Source organism: Bosea sp. RAC05 (genome assembly GCF_001713455.1).
GTDB lineage: Bacteria > Pseudomonadota > Alphaproteobacteria > Rhizobiales > Beijerinckiaceae > Allobosea.
Window position 1 is genome coordinate 4,881,492 of the sequence record NZ_CP016464.1, and the last position, 19,664, is coordinate 4,901,155.

Genomic DNA, 19,664 nt, shown 5'->3' on the forward strand with positions numbered 1-19,664 from the left:
CGCCGACGCTGGATTGCTTCGTCGGCTGCGCCTCGTCGCAATGACGGTGGAGTCCTGACATGACCCTCCCTCTCAACCTGCGCGCGCTGGTGCTCTCGCTGGCGATCCTCGTCGTCTTCCTCACCGCGTGGCATGTCGGCACGCAGTCCGGCGGGGCCGGGCCTGCCGCCAACATCGACCCCGAATACGCCAAGCTGATGGGCCAGCAGGTGACGCAGGGCAAATCGGCCATGCCCGGCCCGCTCGACGTCGCCGCGACGATCTGGGGACACCTGCGCGACCCGTTCTACGACAAGGGCCCCAACGACAAGGGGCTCGGCATCCAGCTCGCCTATTCGCTCGGCCGCGTCCTGCTCGGCTATGCCTTCGCCGTGCTGCTCGCGGTCCCGCTCGGCTTCCTGATCGGCATGTCGCCGCTGATCTCGAAGGCGCTCGACCCGTTCATCCAGGTCCTGAAGCCGATCTCGCCCTTGGCGTGGATGCCGCTCGCGCTCTACACGATCAAGGATTCCAGCGTCTCCGCGATCTTCGTGATCTTCATCTGCTCGGTCTGGCCGATGCTGCTGAACACGGCCTTCGGCGTCTCCGCCGTGCGCAAGGAGTGGCTCAACGTCGCCCGCACGCTCGAGGTCGGGCCGGTCCGGCGCGCCTTCACGATCATCCTGCCGGCGGCCGCGCCGACCATCCTGACCGGCATGCGCATCTCGATCGGCATCGCCTGGCTCGTCATCGTCGCGGCCGAGATGCTCGTGGGCGGCACCGGCATCGGCTACTTCGTCTGGAACGAGTGGAACAACCTCTCGATCACCAATGTCATCGTCGCCATCACCGTCATCGGCGTGATGGGCATGATCTTGGACCAGACGCTCGCCCGCCTGCAGCGCGCCGTGACCTATCCGGATTGAGGCGATGAGCGACCGTTACATCTCGATCGAAGGCATCGCCCGCCGCTACCCGAAGGCCGGCGGCGGCACCACCACCGTCTTCGAGGACCTCTGGTTCTCGATGAGGAAGGGCGAGTTCGTCTGCGTCATCGGCCATTCCGGCTGCGGCAAGACAACCGTGCTCAACATCCTCAACGGGCTCGACGCGCCCGATGACGGCGCGGCCATCGTCGACGGCAAGGCGATCGAGGGCCCTTCGCTCGACCGCGCCGTGATCTTCCAGGGCCATTCGCTGCTGCCCTGGCGCAGCGTGCTCGGCAATGTCGCCTATGCGGTCGCCGCCAGGCATCGCGACTGGCCAAGGGCGAAGGTGACGGCGCATGCCATGGCCTTCATCGAGAAGGTCGGCCTCAAGGGCTCGGAGCTGAAGAAGCCCTCGGAACTCTCCGGCGGCATGAAGCAGCGCGTCGGCATCGCCCGCGCGCTCTCGATCGAGCCCAAGATGATGCTGATGGACGAGCCCTTCTCGGCGCTCGACGCGCTCACCCGCGGCACGCTGCAGGACGAGGTTCGCCGCATCTGCCTGGAGACCGGCCAGACCGCCTTCATGATCACCCATGACGTCGACGAGGCGATCTATCTCGCCGACCGCATCGTGCTGATGACCAACGGTCCGCAGGCGATGATCGCCGAGATCGTCGAGAACCCGCTGCCGCGCGATCGCATCCGCAGCGAGGTCCACCACCACCGCGACTACTACGCCATCCGCAACCACCTGATCGACTTCCTGGTGGTGCGCTCGAAGAGCTTCCGGGACGACATTCCCGAGGGCTACGACCGCCGCCATCCGCCGATCGTGCGACCGGGCGCCGACGGAACCGGCCCCGACGCCGGCCGCAAGGCGGCCTGACGACCACCACCTCAAGAAACTGACACGCCAAGGAGACCGACCCCATGAAGCGCGAAGAGCTCACCGAGAAGATCCTCGACATCAAGCGCGAGAAGGGCTGGAGCTGGAAATACATCACCGAAGAGATCGGCGGCATGTCCGAGGTGCTGATCGTCGGCGCCCTGCTCGGCCAGATGAAGCTGGTCAAGCCGCTGGCCGAGAAGGCCGCCGCCCTCTTCGGCCTGACCGAGAACGAGAAGCGCATGCTCAACGAGGTGCCCTATCGCGGCACCGGCACGCCGATGCCGCCGACCGACCCGCTGATCTACCGCTTCTACGAGATGGTGATGGTCAACGGCCCGGCCTGGAAGGCGCTGATCGAGGAAGAGTTCGGCGACGGCATCATGTCGGCGATCGACTTCAACATCGAGTTCGAGCGCGAGCCGAACCCGAAGGGCGACCGCGTCAAGATCGGCATGTCCGGCAAGTTCCTGCCCTACAAGTACTACGGCAACGAGCAGGGCATCCCCGATTACGGCTTCAAGGAAGCCTGAGCCCGGCGGCGGGGGCGCTCAGCCCTCGCCATGGCCCCGGCGGATGCGCCGCACCGCCGCCCAGACGCCGAGCAGCGCGACCGGCACGAACAGCGCGGTTGCAAGGCCCGGCTCGATCTTGAGCCAGCCCGAATCCTTCGCGCCCTTGGCGAGATAGCCGAACAGGCTGACGATGTAATAGGCGATCGCCGCGACCGAGAGCCCCTCGACCGTCTGCTGCAGCCGCAACTGCAGCCGCGTGCGCTCGTTCATCGCCGCCAGCAGGTCGCGGTTCTGCTGCTCAAGCGCGACGTCGACGCGCGTGCGCAGCAGGTTGGCGGCGCGCGCCAGCTTGGTCGCGAGATCGGCCTGGCGCTCCTGCAGCATCTGGCAGGTGCGCATCGCCGGCGCCATCCGCCGTGCCAGGAAGGCGGCAATCGTCGGCCAGCCGCCATGGCCCTGCTCGCCGATCGCGACGAGCCGCTGCTGGACGATGTTGTCATAGGCGCGGCTCGCCCCGAAACGGTAGTTCGAGGAGGCCGCTTCCGCCTCCAGCCGCGAGGCGAGCGCCGTCATCTCGTCGAGCAGCGCATGGTCGGCGGCCAGCCCATCCGTCTGCGTCATCGTGCCGGCGATGCGCACCAGCGTCTCCTCGGCGCTGCGCACGGAGGGGCCGATCCGCTGCGATTCCGGCATGCCGAGCAGCGCCAGCGTGCGATAGGTCTCGATCTCGAGCAGGCGCTGCGCCAGCGCCCCCGCGCGGGCCGGAGTCAGTTCGCGGTCGAGCACCAGGATGCGCACGAAACCGTCCGCCCCCGCCCGGAAATCCGTCGCCGCGACCGCCCCGCCATTGTCGACAAGAGCCGCCGCCAGGCTGGCGGGGTCGAACAGCGCCCCGAGATCGGGCTCGGCCACCGCCGGCATCAGATGCAGATCGGCGGAGACCAGATGCGGCCCCGGCTGCGGCAGGCCGCGCATGCCATGCGGCAGCGCGCCGGTCGGCGGCAGGAAGGGCGTCGCCTCCGTGCCCGGCAACTCCCAGCTATAGGTGGTGAACTCGCTGTGCTGCTCCCAGCGCAGGCTGGTTTCGCCGAAGCGGGCGCGGTGATGCTTGGCCTCGTCGAGAGGCCCCGGCACGCCGCGTTCGGCGCAGAAGCGGCCGAGCGCCGCACGGTCGGCGGCCGCCTGGCGGGAATCGGTCATGAAGGCGAAATGCAAAAGCCGCCGCGGCGTCTCCAGCGGCGCGAAGGGCCGGGCATGCACCTCCGCCAGGATGGCGCCACGCTCCGGATGCGGAACGAGCGACGCCGGATCGTCGAAACTGCTGGCCGCCATGCCCCACCCCTCCGGATCGGGTCTGTCGCCCTCTCCCATCGGAAGCTTGCGTCATCGCGGGGGCGCTTGCCAACCCCACGCGCCGCCGCAGCCCGGGCCACGCAGCCTGCTGTCGCGATCGGGCTCCGCGAGCCCTAGGATAGGGCCACGCACAAGGAGAGCCCCATGCCCCTGCCCAACCGCGTCGCGCCCGATGGCGGCCTGCTGGCCGCCCCGGCCCGCGGCCTGCTCATGGGTAATCGCGGCGGGCGCTTCCATGATCCGCAGACCCGCGCCTTGCCGCGCCGCATCCAGGCGAGCCGGCAGTGGATCTGCTGTGTCCTGTCCTTCAAGAACCGCCGCCGCCAGGTCTGGAGCCGCGGCTACACCGAACTGTTCTTCTGCGACGAGGTCACCGCGCTCGCCGCCGGCCATCGGCCCTGCATGGAATGCCGCCGCGCGGATGCGCTGGCCTACCGAGCCGCGCTCGTCGAGGGGCTGGGCTTGAGCGAGACCCCGCTCTTTCCCGCAATCGACCGGGTGCTGGACGGCGAACGCCGCGACGGCCGGGCGAAACGCCTGCATCGGCTGCCGGCCGAGGCCCTGCCGGACGGCGCGATGATCGCCGAGGAGGGCCGCTTCCTGGCGCTGCGCGCCGATGCGGCGCTGCCCTGGTCGCCGGCGGGCTATGTCGGCCGGCAAACCCGGCCGACGGGAATGGTGTCGGTGCTGACGCCGCCGGCCTCGCTCGCCGCCCTGGCGCGGGGCTATCGGCCGCTCTGGCATCCGAGCGCGCACCCAGCGCCCTGACCATTTTCGGGAAATGCCCGCTTCGCCGTTGATTTCGGGCCGAATCTGCCCATTCTGCGCGGCGTTGCGGGACGGACCGCAGGACCACAGGGGGGATTTGCGATGAAAAAACTTTTCGGTGCGCTGGCACTGGTGGCCGCTCTCGCCGGCCCGGCGGCGATCGGCACGGCCATGGCGGGCGCCGTCGCCATCACCGCGGCGGAGCCCGTGGCCGTGGTGACGATTCCCGACAGTTGGGCCCAGTCGAAGATCGACCGCGGGGTCCAGATCAAGACGCCCGACGAGGAGATCTATGTCTGGTTCGAGCTGGTTCCGGCCGACCAGCTCGACGCACTGCAGAAGGAGCATGACGCCTATTTCGCGCGGGAGGGCGTCAAGTTCACCGGCGCGACCGAAACCCTGACGCGCGAGATCAATGGGCGGCCCTGGTCCTTCACCGAGCTGAAGGCGACGAGCAGCGACGGCCCCTCCATCGTCCGCTACCTCGCGATCAACCCCAAGGTCGCCAGCGGCAAGATCATCATGATGACCTACTGGGCCTCGGAAGAGGGGCATGTGAAGCACGACAAGGCGATGCAGGCCCTGATCGACAGCATCGCCTTCAAATAGGCACGGGGCCCCAGCCCACCGGCAAGGAACCTTCGACACAGGCGCGGCGTTGCTGCGCCATTGTCGTCATCATCACACTGGGGCTGATCCAATGCGTTCGATTGCTCTCTGGCTGCTCGGCGTTCCGATTCCGATCATCATCCTGCTCTGGTTCTTCATGCGCTGAGCGGGTGATCTCGCGGAAGTACCACATGGCCGGGCCTCGTCCCGGCCATTTTCATGGGCGGCGTGCCGCTCCCGACACCGGCCGGCAGCAGGGATCGGGCAGGAGAGCGTGCAAGAGAGCGTGCAAGAAAGCGGTCGCGGCGACGCATTGCAGCCCTGCGTCGCCGCGCCATCGCATCCGCTCGGGAGCCCGCCTATATGCCGCCCATGACACCGATCATCTCCGTCTCCGGCCTGTCCAAGACCTATGCTTCCGGCTTCCAGGCCCTCAAAACGGTCGATCTCGAAATCCGCCAGGGCGAGATCTTCGCGCTGCTCGGCCCCAACGGCGCCGGCAAGACGACGCTGATCAGCATCATCTGCGGGCTGGTCAATCCGAGCACGGGCAGCGTCCGCGCCGACGGCCACGACATCGTCGCCGATTATCGCGCCGCCCGCGCCAAGATCGGCCTCGTCCCGCAGGAGCTGACCACCGACGCCTTCGAGACTGTGCGCGCCACCGTCTCCTTCAGCCGCGGGCTCTTCGGCAAGCGCAAGGACCCCGACCTGGTCGAGCGGGTGCTGAAGGACCTCTCGCTCTGGGACAAGCGCGACACCCAGATCCGCCGGCTCTCGGGCGGCATGAAGCGGCGCGTCATGATCGCCAAGGCGCTCGCCCATGAGCCGCGCATCCTCTTCCTCGACGAGCCGACGGCCGGCGTCGATGTCGAGCTGCGCCAGGATATGTGGCAGCTGGTGCGACGGCTGCGCGAGAACGGCGTCACCATCATCCTGACCACGCACTACATCGAGGAGGCCGAGGAGATGGCCGACCGGGTCGGCGTGATCAGCAAGGGCGAGATCATCCTCGTCGAGGACAAGACCGAGCTGATGCGCAAGCTCGGGCGCAAGCAGCTCACGCTGAGCCTGCAGACGCCGCTGGCGGCCCTGCCCGAGAGCCTCGCGGGCTACGACCTCACTTTGGCCGCGGGCGGCGACGAGATCGTCTTCACCTACGACACCAAGGCGGAGCGCACCGGCATCACCGCCCTGCTGCAGGCGCTCGGCGAGGCCGGTATCCGCTTCCGGGATCTGAACACGAGCCAGAGCTCGCTCGAGGACATCTTCGTCAGCCTGGTCAGGGGCCGCTCATGACATCCGCTTCCAACGCCCCGCCCGCCTTCAACGGGCGGGCGATTGCCGCGATCTATCGCTTCGAGATGGCACGCACCCTGCGCACGCCTCTGCAAAGCGTGGTGTCTCCGGTGCTCTCGACCTCGCTCTACTTCGTCGTCTTCGGCGCCGCGATCGGCTCGCGCATGCAATCGATCGACGGCATCGCCTACGGCGCCTTCATCGTGCCCGGCCTGATCATGCTGACGCTGCTCACCCAGAGCATCGCGAATGCCTCCTTCGCGATCTACTTCCCGAAATTCACCGGCACGATCTACGAGCTGCTCTCGGCGCCCGTGGCGTGGTGGGAGGTCGTGATCGGCTATGTCGGCGCGGCGGCGACCAAATCGGTCGTGCTGGGCCTGATCATCCTGCTGACGGCGACCTTCTTCGTGCCGCTGCGCATCGAGCACCCGCTCTGGATGCTGCTCTTCCTCGTCCTGACGGCGGTGACCTTCAGCCTCTTCGGCTTCATCATCGGCATCTGGGCCGACGGCTTCGAGCGGCTGCAGGTCGTCCCGCTGCTGGTCGTGACACCGCTCGCCTTTCTCGGCGGCTCCTTCTACTCGATCGACATGCTGCCGCCCGTCTGGCGGACGGTCGCGCTGTTCAACCCGGTCGTCTACCTGATCAGCGGCTTCCGCTGGAGCTTCTTCGGGGTGGCCGATGTCGGCGTCGGCGTCAGCCTGGGCATGACGCTCGCCTTCCTGCTCGTCTGCATCGTGGCGACCGGCTGGATCTTCCGCACTGGCTACCGCCTCAAGAACTGAGGCGGCAGCACAGGCACCTCGTTCAGTTCGCGCTGCGCGTCGCCTGCCACTCCTGGGCCTGGCCAGCCCCTTCGCTGCGCCCGCTCATCCGGCCTTCCGCGACGGTGCCGGTGTAGCGTCGGCCGTCGGCGACGAAGCTGATCTCGCTGCCGCGCATCCGTGCCTCGGTGATGGGAAGCGCCTTGCCGGCGCGCGTCAGCGTGCCCTCCAGCATCTGGAATGTCTGGCTCAGGCGCAGATCGCCATCGCCGAGCCTCCAGGTCCCGCCGACCTTGGCAGGGACGACCCAGAAATGCGCCCGGCAGAAATTGACGCAGTTCTCGGCCAGCACCGCGGTCTCGTCCGGCGTCCAGTCGTCCATGGTGAAGGTGTTGGAGACGACGCGCGTGCCCGGCTTCATGTCGAGCAGGATCGGACGCAGCCGCAGATTGAGCTCCGGCAGCAGGAAGAGCGTGACGACGGTCGCCTCCTTGAAGTCGGATTCGAAGATGTCGCCGCGCTCGAACCGGGCCCGGTCCGCGACGCCTTCGGCCGCGGCATTGCGCTGGGAGAGCGTGACGAGATCGGGATTGTACTCGATGCCGCGGGCCGTGAGGCCGCGCTTGGCGGCCGCGATCACGGTGCGCCCGTCACCGGAGCCGAGATCGACCAGCTTGTCCTCCTTGGTCACCTTGGCCATGTCGAGCATGCGCTGGACCAGCGCGTCCTGCGTCGGCACCCAGACCACGTCCTTCCCCGCCTGGCCCGTATGCGGGACATAGTCCGGCGTCGTGGCGCTGTCCTTGCCGGCCTGGGCGGGCTGCGCGTGCGATTGCACCGCGCCGAGCGCCAAGAGCGACACCGCGCAGGCGGCGGCGAGAGTCCGGAACATCTTCATCATCTCTCTCCTGGTTGAACGAGGGCGGGCTGCGCCGGCGTCCCCCGCGCCGCGGGGTCCGCGGAGGGCAGGGGCTGAGCGTCGCCGGGAGCCGCAAGGCGGCTCTGGAACAGCAGCAGCGGCAGGCCTGCGAGCACGACGCCGAGGCCGATCAGTGCCCCCTTCCCGGTGTAGGCGAGGCTGGCATGCAGCATGTAGAGGCAGGTCAGGCAGAACAAGGCCGGCGTCAGCGGGTAGAGCGGGACCTTGAAGGGCAGGACCCGGTCCGGTTCGCGCCAGCGCAGGATCGGCAGGGCGAGGCCGACCAGCAGCAGGAACGCCCAGAACACCGGCGCGCTGTAGTCGACCATGGCCTGGAAGCCGTCGCGGCTGGCGGCCCCCAGCACGACCAGCAGCAGCGCGACGGCTCCCTGGGCGATCAGCCCGTTGGCCGGCGCCCGCCCCCGTTCATCCCACTCGCCGACGCGCGGCAGCAGCGTGATGTCGCGCGCCATCGCGAAATAGACCCGCGCGCCGGTGAAGATCGTCGCATTGAGCGTCGAGAGCGCCGCGACCACGATGGCGAGGCTGACGACGATGGCGCCGGACTCGCCCGCGACGCGGCGCATCATGTCGGTGGCCACCGCCTGCGAGCCGCGCAGGCCGTCGAGACCGAGGATCGCCAGCAGCGCGGCATTGGCCGCGAGGTAGAGCGCGACCAGCACGCCTGTGCCGATCAGCAGCACGCGGACCATGTTGCGGCCGGGGTCGCGCAGTTCGCCCGAGAGATAGGCCGCCTCGTTCCAGCCGCCATAGGTCAGCAGCACGAAGATCATCGCCAGGCCGAGCGCGGCCGATGGCGGCGCCGTGGTCGCGGCCGGCACCGCCTCCCCGGCGCTGCCGAGCAGGCCCCAGACGATGATCGCCGCGATCAGCCCGACCTCGATGAACGTCACCGCGATCTGCAGCGTCTTGCTCTGGATCGTGCCCGCGACGTTGAGCCCCGTCAGCACGATGATCGCGGCCGCGGCATAGATCGCCGGCCCATAGGGGCCGAGCGGCACGATCTGCGCCGCGTAATCGCCGAGGACGAAGGCGACCGCAGCGATCGCCCCGGTCTGGATCACCGAGCCGCGCGCCCAGCCGAACAGCACGGCGACGGGGCGGCCATAGGCCCGCCCGAGGAAATGATACTCGCCCCCCGCATGGGGATGCGCGGCGGCGAGTTCGGCATAGCAGAGCGCGCCGATCAGGGTGACGAGGCCGCCCGCGACCCAGACGCCGAGGAAGGCCGCCTCGCTGCCGACATTGGCCGCGATCAGCGACGGTGTCTTGAAGATGCCGATGCCGACGACGATCCCCACCATGATCGTCACGGCATCGAAGATCGACAGCGTCGGCTGCGGATCGGATTGGCTCTGAACTGACATCCTGCCCCTCGTGCGAAATCGCACTGAAGGGACCGCATGAGCGCGGGATGCGACAGCCCCGGCGTCATCACGAAGTCGTTCGAACGGGTCACCAAGACGTGAAGTCTGCGGCCGCCACCGCGCAGACAGGCCGCCGGCTCAGGCGGCCTTCATGTCGGCGAAGAACGTCTCGACCGCATTGCGCAGCGCATGGGCCTCGCGCGCCAGACTTTCGGCCGTCGTCAGGGCGCGGTTCGCCGACAGTCTCGCCGCCTCGGAGGTCGAGGTGACGTCCTCCATCTGCCGCGCGACGCCGGCCGTCCCGTTCGCCGTCGCCTGGGCGCTGCTCGCGATCTCCGAGGTCGCGGCCATCTGCTGGGATGTCGCCCCGGCGATGACGACCGTGTGCTCGGCGACCTCGCCCATCACGCGGGCGATCGTCTCGATCGCCGCCACGGCGCCTTGCGTCTCGCTCTCGAAGGCGGCGATCCGCTCGGCGATCTCGTCGGTGGCCTGGGCGGTGCGGCTCGCCAGCAGCTTGACCTCGCTGGCGACGACCGCGAAGCCGCGCCCCGCCTCCCCCGCCCGGGCCGCCTCGATCGTCGCGTTCAGCGCCAGCAGATTGGTCTGGGCGGCGATCTCGCGGATCAGACCGACCACGCGCGCGATGCTCTCGGAGGCGCCGAGCAGATTGGCGACATTGGCGCGGGCCCTGGCCGCGTCCCCGGCCGCGGACCTGACCACGCCGTCGGTGTGGCCGATGCGTTCGGCGATCTCGGCGATCGACTCCGACAGCTCTTCGGACGCGGCCGCGATCGAGCGGACATTGTCGGAGGCGTCGAGCGCCGCGCCGCGGGCCTCCTTGGCCTGCGAGGTGGCGCTGGTGGCGACGGCATTGAGACTGCGGGCCGTCTCCTCCATCTCGTCGGCACTAATCCGGACGGTATCGAGCACCCTATCGATCCGGATGTTGAACTCGGCCGTGAGGTCCTCGCGCTTGGCCTGGCGCCGGACCCGGGCCGAATCGGCGCTCTTCGCATCGGCCTCCAGTGCCGTCCGCGCGACCGCCGTGTCATGGAACACCGCCAGGGAGCGAGCCATGTCGCCGACCTCGTCGCGCTGGTTCACGGACGGAATCGTGCCGACCTCCTGCCCCGCGGCAAGCCGCTGCATCGTCTTGGTGAGGCCGCGCAGCGGCCGGGCCACACGGACATGCACGATGGTCAGCGCGGCGGCGAGCCCGGCCGCGATCAGCAGCACGCCGACCGCCTGCAGCCAGAAACTATGGCTCTGCAGCACGTCGCGTTCGGCATCCGTCGCGGCCGCCCGGCTCTCGTTGAGCACGGCGACTTGCCTGAGCGCCGTGTTGAGGGCTTTGCGGTTGCTGCGGTTGTCCTCGTTGTTGCCGAAGGCATTGGCCGCGGCAGGACCCGCCTCCCGTCCCCGCTTCACCAGCTCCGTCCGGAAGGCAATGAAATCATTGAGCTTCTGCGCCACCGCCTCGAAGGCGGCCTGCTCCTGGGGACCATGGAGAGCCCGCCACTCGGCGACGAGCCGCTTCATCTGCGCGAGATCGGCGAGCAGCGGCAGCGCGAAGCGTTCGGCGTCCTGCGCGTCGGCGCTCATGTAGATTCCGCGCGATTCCATCACGATCGCATTGACGAGCCCGTCCATGCGCTCGGCCAGGACGGTGCGCTGCGTCACGGCCTCCATCTCGCTCGTCATGGCGGCGTAGCGCGACAGCGCATGGGCGCCGATGCCGACAGCCACGAAGGCGGCGAGCGCGAACATCGCGAAGGCGCCGAAAATCTGTGTCGAAATCTTGCGCGGGCCGACCATCGAAGAGCCTTCCGCAAGGGAAGGATGTTCCCCTGTTCGGCGGGATGATGGAGTCAAAGGGTTAATGGGGACTGACCGGCCTGCCATCGGCGAAGGCGGCGGACAGCCCGAAGCCGGCGACGATTGACTTCGCCGCCCCCATCCTGTTCTCAGACCGCCATGACCGACAGCCAGACCTCCGCCGCGCCGGCAGGCGACGCCCCTCCGCATGCGCGCCGCCGCACCTTCGCGATCATCTCCCACCCCGACGCCGGCAAGACCACGCTGACTGAGAAGCTGCTCTATTTCGGCGGCGCGATTCAGCTCGCCGGCGAGGTCCGCGCCAAGCAGGGCCGGCGCCAGACCTCCTCGGACTGGATGAAGATCGAGCGCCAGCGCGGCATCTCGGTCGTCACCTCGGTGATGACCTTCGAATATGGCGGCCACGTCTTCAACCTGCTGGACACGCCGGGCCACGAGGACTTCTCGGAGGACACCTACCGCACGCTCACCGCCGTCGACTCCGCCGTGATGGTGATCGACGCCGCCAAGGGCATCGAGGCGCGCACCAAGAAGCTGTTCGAGGTCTGCCGCCTGCGCGACATCCCGATCGTCACCTTCATCAACAAGGTCGACCGCGAGACGCGCGACCTGTTCGACCTGATCAACGAAATCGAGACCACGCTCGCGCTCGATGTCGCGCCGATGACCTGGCCGGTCGGGCGCGGCCGCGAGTTCGTCGGCACCTATGATCTCAAGGCCAACAGCTTCCGCCGCAACCAGAAGGGCGACGAGAGCGCCGAAGATCTCGCCGTCACGGGCCCCGACGACAAGCTCTTCGACGAACTCCTGCCGCATGGCGCGGCCGAGACCTGGCGCGAGGAGGTCTTCCTCGCCAGCGAAGGCCTGAAGCCCTTCGATCTCGAGGCCTTCCGCGAGGGCCACCTGACGCCGCTCTATTTCGGCGCGGCGCTGCGCGACTACGGTGTGCGCGATCTGATCGACGCGCTCGGCGCGCTGGCGCCCAGCCCGCGCGCGCAGATCGCCGACAAGCGCACGATCCAGGCCGGCGAGCCGAAGATGACCGGCTTCGTCTTCAAGATTCAGGCGAACATGGACCCCAACCACCGCGACCGCATCGCCTTCATGCGCGTCTGCTCGGGCAAGCTCTCGCGCGGCATGAAGGCGAAGCTCGTGCGCACCGGCAAGCCGATGCCGCTCAACGCGCCGCAGTTCTTCTTCGCCCGCGACCGCTCGATCGCGGAGGAGGCCTTCGCGGGCGACATCGTCGGCCTGCCCAACCACGGCACGCTGCGCATCGGCGACACGCTGACCGAGGGCGAGGACGTCGTCTTCAAGGGCGTGCCGAGCTTCGCGCCCGAAATCCTGCGTCGTGTGAAGCTCAAGGACGCGATGAAGGCCAAGAAGCTGCGCGAGGCGCTGCAGCAGATGGCCGAGGAAGGTGTCGTCCAGATCTTCCTGCCCCATGACGGCGCGCCCGCCATCGTCGGCGTCGTCGGCGCGCTGCAGCTCGACGTGCTCAAGGAGCGCATGGATGTCGAGTATTCGCTGCCTGTCGACTTCGAGCCCTGCCAGTATGCGATCGCGCGCTGGGTCTCCTCGGAGGACAAGGCGGCGCTGCAGAAATTCGTGTCGTCGAAGCCCTCCTCCATGGCCGACGACCTCGACGGCGACCCGGTCTTCATGGCCTCCAGCCAGTTCACCCTGAAATACGACGCCGAGCGCGCACCCGACGTCACCTTCTCCGACATCAAGGACTACCAGAAGGTCGCCAAGGCCTGAGCCGCCTGTGCCCCTGTGACGCGAATGTCACAAGGGCGGGGCCGCGCATCCGGATTTGATCAGGGTCAAATCAATCGCGGCGGGATTGAGGCTGGTGGGAGGCATGAGCCGCGAGCGCGCAGCTGCGCCGCGCTCCGATCCTGGGGGCCTCCGCCATGTCACGCATTGTCCGTCTCGCCACCTGCGCCGCGCTGCTCGCCGGCACAGCCCTGACCTCCGCCGGGGCCGCCGATCTGCCTTCGGCCAAGACGGCCCCGCTCGCGCCGATCATGACCCAGTGGAGCCCGTGGATGATCCGCGGCCGCGCCCTCTTCGTCGTCCCGCAGGAGAGCGCCAAGCTGAAGCTCGGCGGCGCGCCGATCCTCGGCGGCGATGTCGACATCTCGAACTCGGTCGTGCCCGAGCTCGACATCACCTACTTCTTTACGAAGAACATCGCCGTCGAGCTCGTCCTCGGCGTCACCCCGCACAATGTGAAGGGCGCGGGGACCCTGGCCGGGGCGCGCATCGGTTCGGCCTGGCTGCTGCCGCCGACCCTGATGCTGCAGTATCATTTCACCGATCTCGGCGCCTTCAAGCCCTATGTCGGCGTCGGCGTGAACTACACCGTCTTCTTCAACGAGAAGGCCAAGGGCGGCTTCACCAGCTTCGATCTGAAGGACAGCTTCGGCCTCGCCCTCCAGGTCGGCTTCGACTACATGATCGACAAGAACTGGGGCATCAACTTCGACGTGAAGAAGATCTTCCTCGAGCCCAAGGTCAAGGTCAACAACGGCCTGATCTCCGGCAAGGTCAAGATCGATCCCTGGCTGATCGGCACCGGCATCACCTATCGGTTCTGAGATCCGCTCCCGTTCGGCTGGGGGGCCTCGGGAGGTCGGGGGAGGAAGGGAGCGGTTCGCCGCTCCCTTCTTTCGTTGGTGCCTCAGCCTTCGGGCAGCACGAAGCCGAGCGGGATCGCCGTCGTCGATTTCAGCTCCTCCATCGCGAACATGGAAGTGACGTCGTTGAGGTCGATGCGCGAGATCAGCTTCTTGTAGAGCGCGTCATAGGCCGCGATGTCGGGCACGCAGGCCTTGAGCAGATAGTCGATCTCGCCGCTCATCCGGTAGAAGTCGACGATCTCCGGCAGGTCGCGCACTGCCGCGTGGAAGCGCTCCAGCCACTCCATCGAATGCCGCGCCGTCTTCACCGCGATGAAGACCGTGACGCCCGCCTGCAGCATGCTGCGGTCGAGCAGCGCCACGCGCTTGCGGATATAGCCGGCGGCCTCCAGCTTCTGCACCCGCCGCCAGCACGGCGTCGCGGACAATCCGACCGCCTCCGACAACTCGGCCAGCGGCAGACTGGCATCCTCCTGCAGGCAGGCGAGGATCCGCAGATCGAAGGCGTCGAGCTTGGCCATGGCACCCCGGGAATCGCAAAGGAATCGCCTCGTTGGCGCCCTGACCGCAAATCAGTTCTCAGTTCGATGCCACAAGCGACATGAATTTCCAAGATCGCGGCATTTACGCGCAAGATAGCAAACCATTTTCCCGCCGCATCGCTATCCTGAGCGGGTGGACGGTGCGACGGGAGTTTGCGGATGCAGGGGTTCTTGAACGCGGAGCGGCGCGGCGCGGTTCTCGCCAGCCTGCGGACGGATGAGGGCACGCTCTCGCGCGATTACCTCGCCGCCGCCCGCGCGGTCCTGCGCGAGCTCGTCGCGCTGCCCGACCTCGTCGCGCGCCTGCCGCTCGAGCGCAAACCCGGCGGCTACACCCGCAATCTCCTGGCCGGCGACGAGTCGGTCAGCATCTGGGCCATCGTCTGGGCGGCCGGTGCGACCACCTGCATCCACGACCATCACTGTTCCTGCTGCTTCGGCGTCGTCAGCGGCACCGTCACCGAAACCTGGTATCGCGCCATCGATGCGCAGCGCGCCATCGCCACAGAGCAGCATGACCGCCAGCCCGGCTACGTCGCCTGCATGCTGCCGACCGGCCCCAACATCCACCGCATGCGCAATCTCGGGACCGAAGACGCGATCTCGATCCACATCTACGGCTTCGACCACGAGGCCCACGACTCCTCGATCGAGACGCAATACACCGCCGTCGAGGGCTGAGAGCGAGCCTCGACGTCCTGATCGGAGGACGTCCCACCGGGGACAAGCCGCCCCGCCAATCCCCGCGCGCCTGCCCCCGGCGATGATGGCCCCTCATCACGAGGGAGCCCACCATGTCGATGCAAGGAGCCCGGCCGGCCTCACCCGTGCCGACGCAGCCGAGACCTCTCTCCGTCACCACCGAGCGCCTGCTGCGCCTCGCGCCTGTCGGCAAGGGCGAGATCCTTGCGGGCATCGCCGCCGATTTCGACCGGCTGGCAGCCGCCGCCGGCATCACCACGCGCCTGCGGCTCTGTCATCTGCTGGCCCAGGCCGCCCATGAGACCGACCGTTTCCGGACGCTGGAGGAGTATGGCGGCCCGGCCTATTTCGCCCGCTATGACGGGCGCCGCGATCTCGGCAACACGCAGGCCGGCGACGGCGCCCGCTTCCATGGCCGCGGCATCTTCCAGCTCACCGGCCGCGCCAATTACCGCCGCTACGGCGCGCTGATCGGCCTCGATCTCGAGAGCTCGCCCGAACGGGCCAGGGAGCCGGCGGTCTCGCTGGCCATCGCCTTCGCCTATTGGCGCGACCGTGGCTGCAACACGGCTGCCGATGCCGACGACGTCGTCGCGGTAACCCGGCTGATCAATGGCGGGCGCAACGGGCTGGCGCAGCGCCGGCAGTTACTGGCGCTGGCCAAGACGATCTGGGTGTAGCGCCGCTCCCCGTCATTGCGAGGAGCGCAGCGACGAAGCCATCCAGAGGCCGCGCGCTCGACGTCTTCCTGGATGGCTTCGCTTCGCTCGCAATGACGGTTCCGTCTCTTCAGCCGTGCCCGGCCTTCAGCGCCTGGTCGAGATCGCCATAGAGATCCTCGAGATCCTCGATGCCGGTCGAGAGGCGCAGCAGGTCCGGCGGGCAGGGGGAGCCCGCGCCCTCGATCGAGGCGCGATGCTCGATCAGGCTCTCGACGCCGCCGAGCGAGGTGGCGCGCTTGTACAGCTCGACATGCGCGGCCGCCTTCACCGCCGCCGCCTCGCCGCCGACCACCTGCACCGAGAGCATGTAGCCGAAGCCGCCTTCCATCTGGCGCGCGGCGATGTCGTGGCCGGGATGCTGCGGCAGGCCGGGATAGAGCACGCGCGCCACCAGCGGATGGGCCGAAAGGCGCTGCGCCAGCGCCATCGCCGAGGCGCTCTGGCGCTCCTGCCGGACATGCAGCGTGCGCATGCCGCGCATCAGCAGATAGGCCTCGAACGGGCCCAGAATCCCGCCCTGGCCCTTGCGCACGGTCTTGATGCGGTTCCAGAACTCGTCGTCCTCGCGGGCGCAGAGCGCGCCGGCGACCACGTCGGAATGGCCGTTCAGCACCTTGGTCGCGGCATGCATGACGATGTCGGCGCCGAGCTGCAGTGGGCGCGTATGCACCGGCGAGGCACAGGTCGAATCGACCGCGAGCTTGGCACCGGCCTTGTGGGCGATCTCGGCGGCGGCCGCAATGTCGGTGATCGTCCAGAGCGGGTTCGACGGCGTTTCGGCCCAGACCAGCTTGGTCTTGCCGGGCTTCACGGCGGCGGCGAGCGCGGCGAGATCGTCGGTCTCGACGAAGTCGATGACGAGGCCCCAGCGCGTCGCCTCCGTCAGCAGCCAGGAGCGCAGCGCCCAGTACATCACCTTGGAGGCGACGACATGATCACCCGGCGAGAGCGCCTGGAACACGGCGGTCGCCGCCGCCATGCCCGAGCCGAACAGCAGTGCGCCGGCCTTGGCCTGCTCCAGCATCGCGAGCACGCTCTCGGCCTCGCGCGTCGTCTCGTTGTCGGGCCGGCCATAGATGAAGCCGCCGGAATAGCCGTTGTCCTCGTCGCGGATATAGGTCGTCGAGACATGGATCGGCGGCACCACGCCCTTGGTCAGCGGGTCGATCTTGCCCATGGCCTGCGCGGCGAGGGAGCGGGGGTGAAGCGGGCGCTGAGGCATGACGATCCGTGAAAGTTCCAAGAGGGACTAAAAAGGCATCTGGCGCAGGCAACGGCTCCGATGCAAGAGCCGCGACCTTGCCATGGGCGCAGGGCGCCTCCATGTCACGATCATGAGCATTTCACCATCTTCGCCTGCGGCCGCGCCGCGCCCGCTCTGGATCGACGCGCTGATCGCGATCGGGCCTGTCGTCGCCATCTCCCTGCTCGGCAACGCCGTCACCATCCCGCAGGTGCTGACCTGGTACCCGACGCTGGCCAAACCGCCCTTCAACCCGCCCAACTGGGTTTTCGGCCCGGTCTGGACGATGCTGTTCGCGCTGATGGCCTATGGCGTCTGGCGCATCCTGCGCCTGCCCGCCGGGACACCGGGGCGGACGAGGGCGCTCACCGTCTACCATCTCCAGCTCGCACTGAACCTCGCCTGGTCCTGCGTCTTCTTCGGCCTGAACAGTCCGCTCGGCGGGATCCTCGTGATCCTGCCTTTCCTCGGGCTGATCCTCTGGATGATCGCGCTCTTCGCCCCGCTGGACCGGCTCGCAGCCCATCTGCAGTGGCCCTATGTCGCCTGGGTCTCCTTCGCGACGCTGCTCAACGTCTCGATCTGGTGGCTGAACCGCTAGAGGCCGCTCAGCCGATCGAACGCTCGATCACGTTCAGCACGGCGGTGCGCAGCTCGGCGATGGTGAAGGGCTTGGTCATCACCTCGGAGACGATCGCGTCGAGGCTGCGGGCCCGCTCGCGCTGCTCGGCATAGCCCGTCATCAGCATGATCGGCAGGTCCGGAAAGGCCTGCTTGGCGGCCAGCGCCAGCGCGATGCCGTCCATCAGCGGCATGCGGATATCGGTCAGCAGCAGGTCGAAATGCCCGCCTTCGGCCATCAGCGTGTCGAGCGCCTCGGCGCCGTCGGCGGCAGTCAGGCAGGAATGGCCGTCCATGGTCAGGCCGCGCGCCACCAGGGTCCGCAGCGGCTCCTCGTCATCGACCACCAGAATGCGCGACATGGCTCAGATCCCCGGCAGGCCGGCCTGGTCGGCCGTCTCGATGACGCCGACGAAAGGCAATTGCCGGTAGGAATGGGCAACATCCATGCCATAGCCGACGACGAAATAGTCGGGGCATTCGAAGCCCACATGATCCGCCACGATGTTGACCGCGCGCTTGCCCGGCTTTTCCAGCAGCACGACGGAGGAGACCTTCGCGGCGCCACGCGCCGCCAGGAGATCCTTGGCGAAGGCCAGCGTCCGGCCCGATTCCAGGATGTCGTCGACGAGCAGCACCTGGCGGCCGCGGACATCGCTCTGCACGTCCCGGAGGATCTCGACCTGGCCGGAGGAGACGGTGGCGGCGCGATAGCTCGACAGATGCACGAACTCGACCTGCGGCGCCATGCCGACGCGGTGCATCGCGCGGATCAGATCGGCCACGAACATGAAGCTGCCCTTCAGGACGGCAACGACGAGCAGATCGGCCGGCGCCGTGGCGGCGATGGCCTTCGCCATCTCCTCGTTGCGGCGGGCGATCGTCGCCTCGTCGTAAAGCACCCTGATGCGCCGTGGCTCCGACATGGTCTGGTCATCCTCTCGCATCGCGCCGGCGCGCAGCGAGGCAGGCTCCTGCGGACGCGTTTCATGGGGTCTGTCGTCAGAGGTTTAGAGCGGCCGGCGCTGGCTGAACAGGCCCCCGCGCGGAAAGCCGCCCGCAGGTCAGCGACGAGCCTCGCCGGCTTCGGCGGCGGAGGATGAGGCGAAGCGCACCAGGACGGTCTGTCCCGCCGCGGGCGGCGCCGCCAGCCGGGCCCGGAAGCGGATCAGCTCGGCCGGCTCGAGTTCCTGGCGGGGCGGATCGGTCTTCCAGCTGTAGAGCGTCTGTCCGGCGGCATCCTTGACCGCGACCTCGATCGGCGGAACCCGGGTCTGGCTGCTGGTGATGTTGGTGACGTCGCCCTCGACGACGAGGAAGCGGCCCGTCGCGTCCTCGACCAGGCCGCTCTCCACGGCGCCCAGCGTCAGGCCGCGCACATTGATGGGATAGCCGAGCATCTCGAACACATCTGCCAGCTGCGGCGCGATCCGGGCGGCGAGCGTGCGCTGCCAGACCAGCCCGCCCAGCAGGACGAGGCCGAGGACGGACAGGGACGCGGCCACGACGACGGCGCGGGGCGGCTGCTTGCGGCCTTTCTGCCGTGTTTTGCGGACCGGCCTGGGGCCGCTGCGCTTGCGCGGTTCGGAATCGGCGGCGGCGTCGATCCCCTCGGCCATCTGCGCCGAGACCTGGGCGGCGATCGCGGCGGCCTGCTCGAGCTCCTCGTTCAGCAGCGCCTGCGTCTCCTCGGCGCTCGGCACCTCCGGAAGCTCCGGCTCGGGCGCGACATGCCAGAGCGTCTGGCAGCTGGCGCAGCGCACCTTGCGGCCGTCGGGGCCGAGCTTGGCGCCGTCGAGTTCATAGCGGCTGGCGCAGGAGGGGCAGACGATCAGCATGGCGGCGGCCGGCGGTTCCCTGCGGTTCGAGACCGCGCCCGTCTTCGCGGGGCGCCCAACCATTGGCGGCGGCCATGGTTAACGTCGCGTGAAGAACTCT

The 19,664-nt window shown here is 68.4% G+C and carries 22 protein-coding genes; 12 read left to right on the forward strand and 10 right to left on the reverse strand.

Annotation, left to right across the window (positions count from 1 at the left end):
- Positions 1-59: 59 nt before the first annotated feature.
- Genes ntrB through cynS form a run of 3 tightly spaced genes read left to right on the forward strand, consistent with a single transcriptional unit; the run spans position 60 to position 2,327 of the window.
- Positions 60-905 carry a nitrate ABC transporter permease gene (gene ntrB / locus BSY19_RS26640; protein ID WP_069056800.1) on the forward strand — a complete coding sequence of 282 codons (846 nt, stop codon included), beginning with the start codon at positions 60-62 and terminating at the stop codon, positions 903-905.
- A gap of 4 nt (positions 906-909) precedes the next feature.
- The gene (locus BSY19_RS26645; RefSeq protein WP_069056801.1) at positions 910-1,794 is read left to right on the forward strand and encodes an ABC transporter ATP-binding protein; all 885 of its coding nucleotides are present in this window, start codon (positions 910-912) and stop codon (positions 1,792-1,794) included.
- A 44-nt stretch (positions 1,795-1,838) separates the two neighbouring features.
- A complete protein-coding gene (gene cynS, locus BSY19_RS26650; RefSeq protein WP_066717228.1) occupies positions 1,839-2,327 on the forward strand; it encodes a cyanase in 489 nt (162 codons plus the stop codon).
- An 18-nt stretch (positions 2,328-2,345) separates the two neighbouring features.
- Here the strand turns inward: cynS and BSY19_RS26655 are convergent, their stop codons facing one another.
- Positions 2,346-3,641: a DUF3422 family protein gene (locus BSY19_RS26655; protein WP_069056802.1), complete on the reverse strand. Its 1,296-nt coding sequence runs from the start codon at positions 3,639-3,641 to the stop codon at positions 2,346-2,348.
- A gap of 165 nt (positions 3,642-3,806) precedes the next feature.
- Between BSY19_RS26655 and BSY19_RS26660 the strand changes: the two genes are divergently transcribed.
- Complete coding sequence (locus tag BSY19_RS26660) at positions 3,807-4,430, forward strand: hypothetical protein (protein ID WP_069056803.1); 624 nt, start codon at positions 3,807-3,809, stop codon at positions 4,428-4,430.
- Positions 4,431-4,532: 102 nt separating this feature from the next.
- Positions 4,533-5,039 (forward strand): hypothetical protein, encoded by a 507-nt coding sequence (locus tag BSY19_RS26665; RefSeq protein ID WP_069056804.1) that lies wholly within the window; start codon positions 4,533-4,535, stop codon positions 5,037-5,039.
- Here the strand turns inward: BSY19_RS26665 and BSY19_RS28115 are convergent.
- Positions 5,032-5,232: a hypothetical protein gene (locus BSY19_RS28115; RefSeq protein ID WP_171905215.1), complete on the reverse strand. Its 201-nt coding sequence runs from the start codon at positions 5,230-5,232 to the stop codon at positions 5,032-5,034. The two genes, BSY19_RS26665 and BSY19_RS28115, sit on opposite strands and share 8 nt — an antisense overlap.
- A gap of 179 nt (positions 5,233-5,411) precedes the next feature.
- Here BSY19_RS28115 and BSY19_RS26670 point away from each other — a divergent pair, with 179 nt between their 5' ends.
- The gene (locus BSY19_RS26670; protein WP_069057420.1) at positions 5,412-6,338 is read left to right on the forward strand and encodes an ABC transporter ATP-binding protein; all 927 of its coding nucleotides are present in this window, start codon (positions 5,412-5,414) and stop codon (positions 6,336-6,338) included.
- A complete protein-coding gene (locus tag BSY19_RS26675) occupies positions 6,335-7,126 on the forward strand; it encodes an ABC transporter permease (protein WP_069056805.1) in 792 nt (263 codons plus the stop codon). Before BSY19_RS26670 ends, BSY19_RS26675 begins: the two co-directional genes overlap by 4 nt.
- 22 nt (positions 7,127-7,148) lie before the next feature.
- On the opposite strand, the gene BSY19_RS26680 is transcribed toward BSY19_RS26675, so the two are convergent.
- The 3 genes from BSY19_RS26680 to BSY19_RS26690 all read right to left on the reverse strand — a co-directional run bounded on the left by BSY19_RS26680 (position 7,149) and on the right by BSY19_RS26690 (position 11,230).
- On the reverse strand, positions 7,149-8,006 hold the full coding sequence (locus BSY19_RS26680; protein ID WP_236840458.1) for an SAM-dependent methyltransferase: 858 nt from the start codon (positions 8,004-8,006) through the stop codon (positions 7,149-7,151).
- A complete protein-coding gene (locus BSY19_RS26685) occupies positions 8,003-9,412 on the reverse strand; it encodes an APC family permease (RefSeq protein ID WP_069056807.1) in 1,410 nt (469 codons plus the stop codon). Before BSY19_RS26685 ends, BSY19_RS26680 begins: the two co-directional genes overlap by 4 nt.
- A 138-nt stretch (positions 9,413-9,550) precedes the next feature.
- A complete protein-coding gene (locus tag BSY19_RS26690; RefSeq protein WP_069056808.1) occupies positions 9,551-11,230 on the reverse strand; it encodes a methyl-accepting chemotaxis protein in 1,680 nt (559 codons plus the stop codon).
- 159 nt (positions 11,231-11,389) lie between these two features.
- On the opposite strand from BSY19_RS26690, the gene BSY19_RS26695 reads away from it, so the two are divergent.
- Together BSY19_RS26695 and BSY19_RS26700 are read left to right on the forward strand one after the other, a co-directional pair.
- Entirely contained in the window at positions 11,390-13,012 is a 1,623-nt protein-coding gene (locus BSY19_RS26695; RefSeq protein WP_069056809.1) for a peptide chain release factor 3, read from the forward strand.
- A gap of 155 nt (positions 13,013-13,167) precedes the next feature.
- A complete protein-coding gene (locus BSY19_RS26700) occupies positions 13,168-13,854 on the forward strand; it encodes an OmpW/AlkL family protein (protein ID WP_069056810.1) in 687 nt (228 codons plus the stop codon).
- A gap of 83 nt (positions 13,855-13,937) precedes the next feature.
- Here the strand turns inward: BSY19_RS26700 and BSY19_RS26705 are convergent, their stop codons facing one another.
- Positions 13,938-14,417 (reverse strand): Lrp/AsnC family transcriptional regulator, encoded by a 480-nt coding sequence (locus BSY19_RS26705; protein WP_069056811.1) that lies wholly within the window; start codon positions 14,415-14,417, stop codon positions 13,938-13,940.
- Positions 14,418-14,597: 180 nt separating this feature from the next.
- Here BSY19_RS26705 and BSY19_RS26710 point away from each other — a divergent pair, with 180 nt between their 5' ends.
- Entirely contained in the window at positions 14,598-15,119 is a 522-nt protein-coding gene (locus tag BSY19_RS26710) for a cysteine dioxygenase (RefSeq protein ID WP_069056812.1), read from the forward strand.
- A 113-nt stretch (positions 15,120-15,232) separates the two neighbouring features.
- On the forward strand, positions 15,233-15,820 hold the full coding sequence (locus BSY19_RS26715) for a glycoside hydrolase family 19 protein (RefSeq protein ID WP_069056813.1): 588 nt from the start codon (positions 15,233-15,235) through the stop codon (positions 15,818-15,820).
- 109 nt (positions 15,821-15,929) lie between these two features.
- On the opposite strand, the gene BSY19_RS26720 is transcribed toward BSY19_RS26715, so the two are convergent.
- The gene (locus tag BSY19_RS26720; protein WP_069056814.1) at positions 15,930-17,084 is read right to left on the reverse strand and encodes a trans-sulfuration enzyme family protein; all 1,155 of its coding nucleotides are present in this window, start codon (positions 17,082-17,084) and stop codon (positions 15,930-15,932) included.
- Between the two features lie 82 nt (positions 17,085-17,166).
- On the opposite strand from BSY19_RS26720, the gene BSY19_RS26725 reads away from it, so the two are divergent.
- Positions 17,167-17,706, forward strand: coding sequence for a TspO/MBR family protein (locus tag BSY19_RS26725; RefSeq protein WP_236840459.1), 540 nt, complete (start codon positions 17,167-17,169; stop codon positions 17,704-17,706).
- Between the two features lie 7 nt (positions 17,707-17,713).
- Here the strand turns inward: BSY19_RS26725 and BSY19_RS26730 are convergent, their stop codons facing one another.
- From BSY19_RS26730 to BSY19_RS26740, 3 genes are all read right to left on the reverse strand, one after another.
- A complete protein-coding gene (locus BSY19_RS26730; protein ID WP_069056815.1) occupies positions 17,714-18,088 on the reverse strand; it encodes a response regulator in 375 nt (124 codons plus the stop codon).
- A 3-nt stretch (positions 18,089-18,091) separates the two neighbouring features.
- A complete protein-coding gene (hpt, locus tag BSY19_RS26735; protein WP_069056816.1) occupies positions 18,092-18,652 on the reverse strand; it encodes a hypoxanthine phosphoribosyltransferase in 561 nt (186 codons plus the stop codon).
- 138 nt (positions 18,653-18,790) lie between these two features.
- A complete protein-coding gene (locus BSY19_RS26740; protein WP_171905241.1) occupies positions 18,791-19,564 on the reverse strand; it encodes a zinc-ribbon domain-containing protein in 774 nt (257 codons plus the stop codon).
- Between the last annotated feature and the right edge of the window lie 100 nt (positions 19,565-19,664).

What these genes read in the sequence shown, in the direction of transcription:
- BSY19_RS26645 (WP_069056801.1), top strand. Translation starts at nt 910, where the DNA reads ATGAGCGACCGTTACATCTCGATCGAAGGCATCGCCCGCCGCTACCCG.
- BSY19_RS26685 (WP_069056807.1), bottom strand. Translation starts at nt 9,412, where the DNA reads ATGTCAGTTCAGAGCCAATCCGATCCGCAGCCGACGCTGTCGATCTTC.
- BSY19_RS26675 (WP_069056805.1), top strand. Translation starts at nt 6,335, where the DNA reads ATGACATCCGCTTCCAACGCCCCGCCCGCCTTCAACGGGCGGGCGATT.
- BSY19_RS26680 (WP_236840458.1), bottom strand. Translation starts at nt 8,006, where the DNA reads ATGATGAAGATGTTCCGGACTCTCGCCGCCGCCTGCGCGGTGTCGCTC.
- BSY19_RS26655 (WP_069056802.1), bottom strand. Translation starts at nt 3,641, where the DNA reads ATGGCGGCCAGCAGTTTCGACGATCCGGCGTCGCTCGTTCCGCATCCG.
- BSY19_RS26705 (WP_069056811.1), bottom strand. Translation starts at nt 14,417, where the DNA reads ATGGCCAAGCTCGACGCCTTCGATCTGCGGATCCTCGCCTGCCTGCAG.
- BSY19_RS26740 (WP_171905241.1), bottom strand. Translation starts at nt 19,564, where the DNA reads ATGCTGATCGTCTGCCCCTCCTGCGCCAGCCGCTATGAACTCGACGGC.
- BSY19_RS26730 (WP_069056815.1), bottom strand. Translation starts at nt 18,088, where the DNA reads ATGTCGCGCATTCTGGTGGTCGATGACGAGGAGCCGCTGCGGACCCTG.
- BSY19_RS28115 (WP_171905215.1), bottom strand. Translation starts at nt 5,232, where the DNA reads ATGTGGTACTTCCGCGAGATCACCCGCTCAGCGCATGAAGAACCAGAG.
- BSY19_RS26710 (WP_069056812.1), top strand. Translation starts at nt 14,598, where the DNA reads ATGCAGGGGTTCTTGAACGCGGAGCGGCGCGGCGCGGTTCTCGCCAGC.
- ntrB (WP_069056800.1), top strand. Translation starts at nt 60, where the DNA reads ATGACCCTCCCTCTCAACCTGCGCGCGCTGGTGCTCTCGCTGGCGATC.
- cynS (WP_066717228.1), top strand. Translation starts at nt 1,839, where the DNA reads ATGAAGCGCGAAGAGCTCACCGAGAAGATCCTCGACATCAAGCGCGAG.
- BSY19_RS26715 (WP_069056813.1), top strand. Translation starts at nt 15,233, where the DNA reads ATGTCGATGCAAGGAGCCCGGCCGGCCTCACCCGTGCCGACGCAGCCG.
- BSY19_RS26660 (WP_069056803.1), top strand. Translation starts at nt 3,807, where the DNA reads ATGCCCCTGCCCAACCGCGTCGCGCCCGATGGCGGCCTGCTGGCCGCC.
- BSY19_RS26690 (WP_069056808.1), bottom strand. Translation starts at nt 11,230, where the DNA reads ATGGTCGGCCCGCGCAAGATTTCGACACAGATTTTCGGCGCCTTCGCG.
- BSY19_RS26665 (WP_069056804.1), top strand. Translation starts at nt 4,533, where the DNA reads ATGAAAAAACTTTTCGGTGCGCTGGCACTGGTGGCCGCTCTCGCCGGC.
- BSY19_RS26725 (WP_236840459.1), top strand. Translation starts at nt 17,167, where the DNA reads ATGGGCGCAGGGCGCCTCCATGTCACGATCATGAGCATTTCACCATCT.
- BSY19_RS26720 (WP_069056814.1), bottom strand. Translation starts at nt 17,084, where the DNA reads ATGCCTCAGCGCCCGCTTCACCCCCGCTCCCTCGCCGCGCAGGCCATG.
- BSY19_RS26670 (WP_069057420.1), top strand. Translation starts at nt 5,412, where the DNA reads ATGACACCGATCATCTCCGTCTCCGGCCTGTCCAAGACCTATGCTTCC.
- hpt (WP_069056816.1), bottom strand. Translation starts at nt 18,652, where the DNA reads ATGTCGGAGCCACGGCGCATCAGGGTGCTTTACGACGAGGCGACGATC.
- BSY19_RS26695 (WP_069056809.1), top strand. Translation starts at nt 11,390, where the DNA reads ATGACCGACAGCCAGACCTCCGCCGCGCCGGCAGGCGACGCCCCTCCG.
- BSY19_RS26700 (WP_069056810.1), top strand. Translation starts at nt 13,168, where the DNA reads ATGTCACGCATTGTCCGTCTCGCCACCTGCGCCGCGCTGCTCGCCGGC.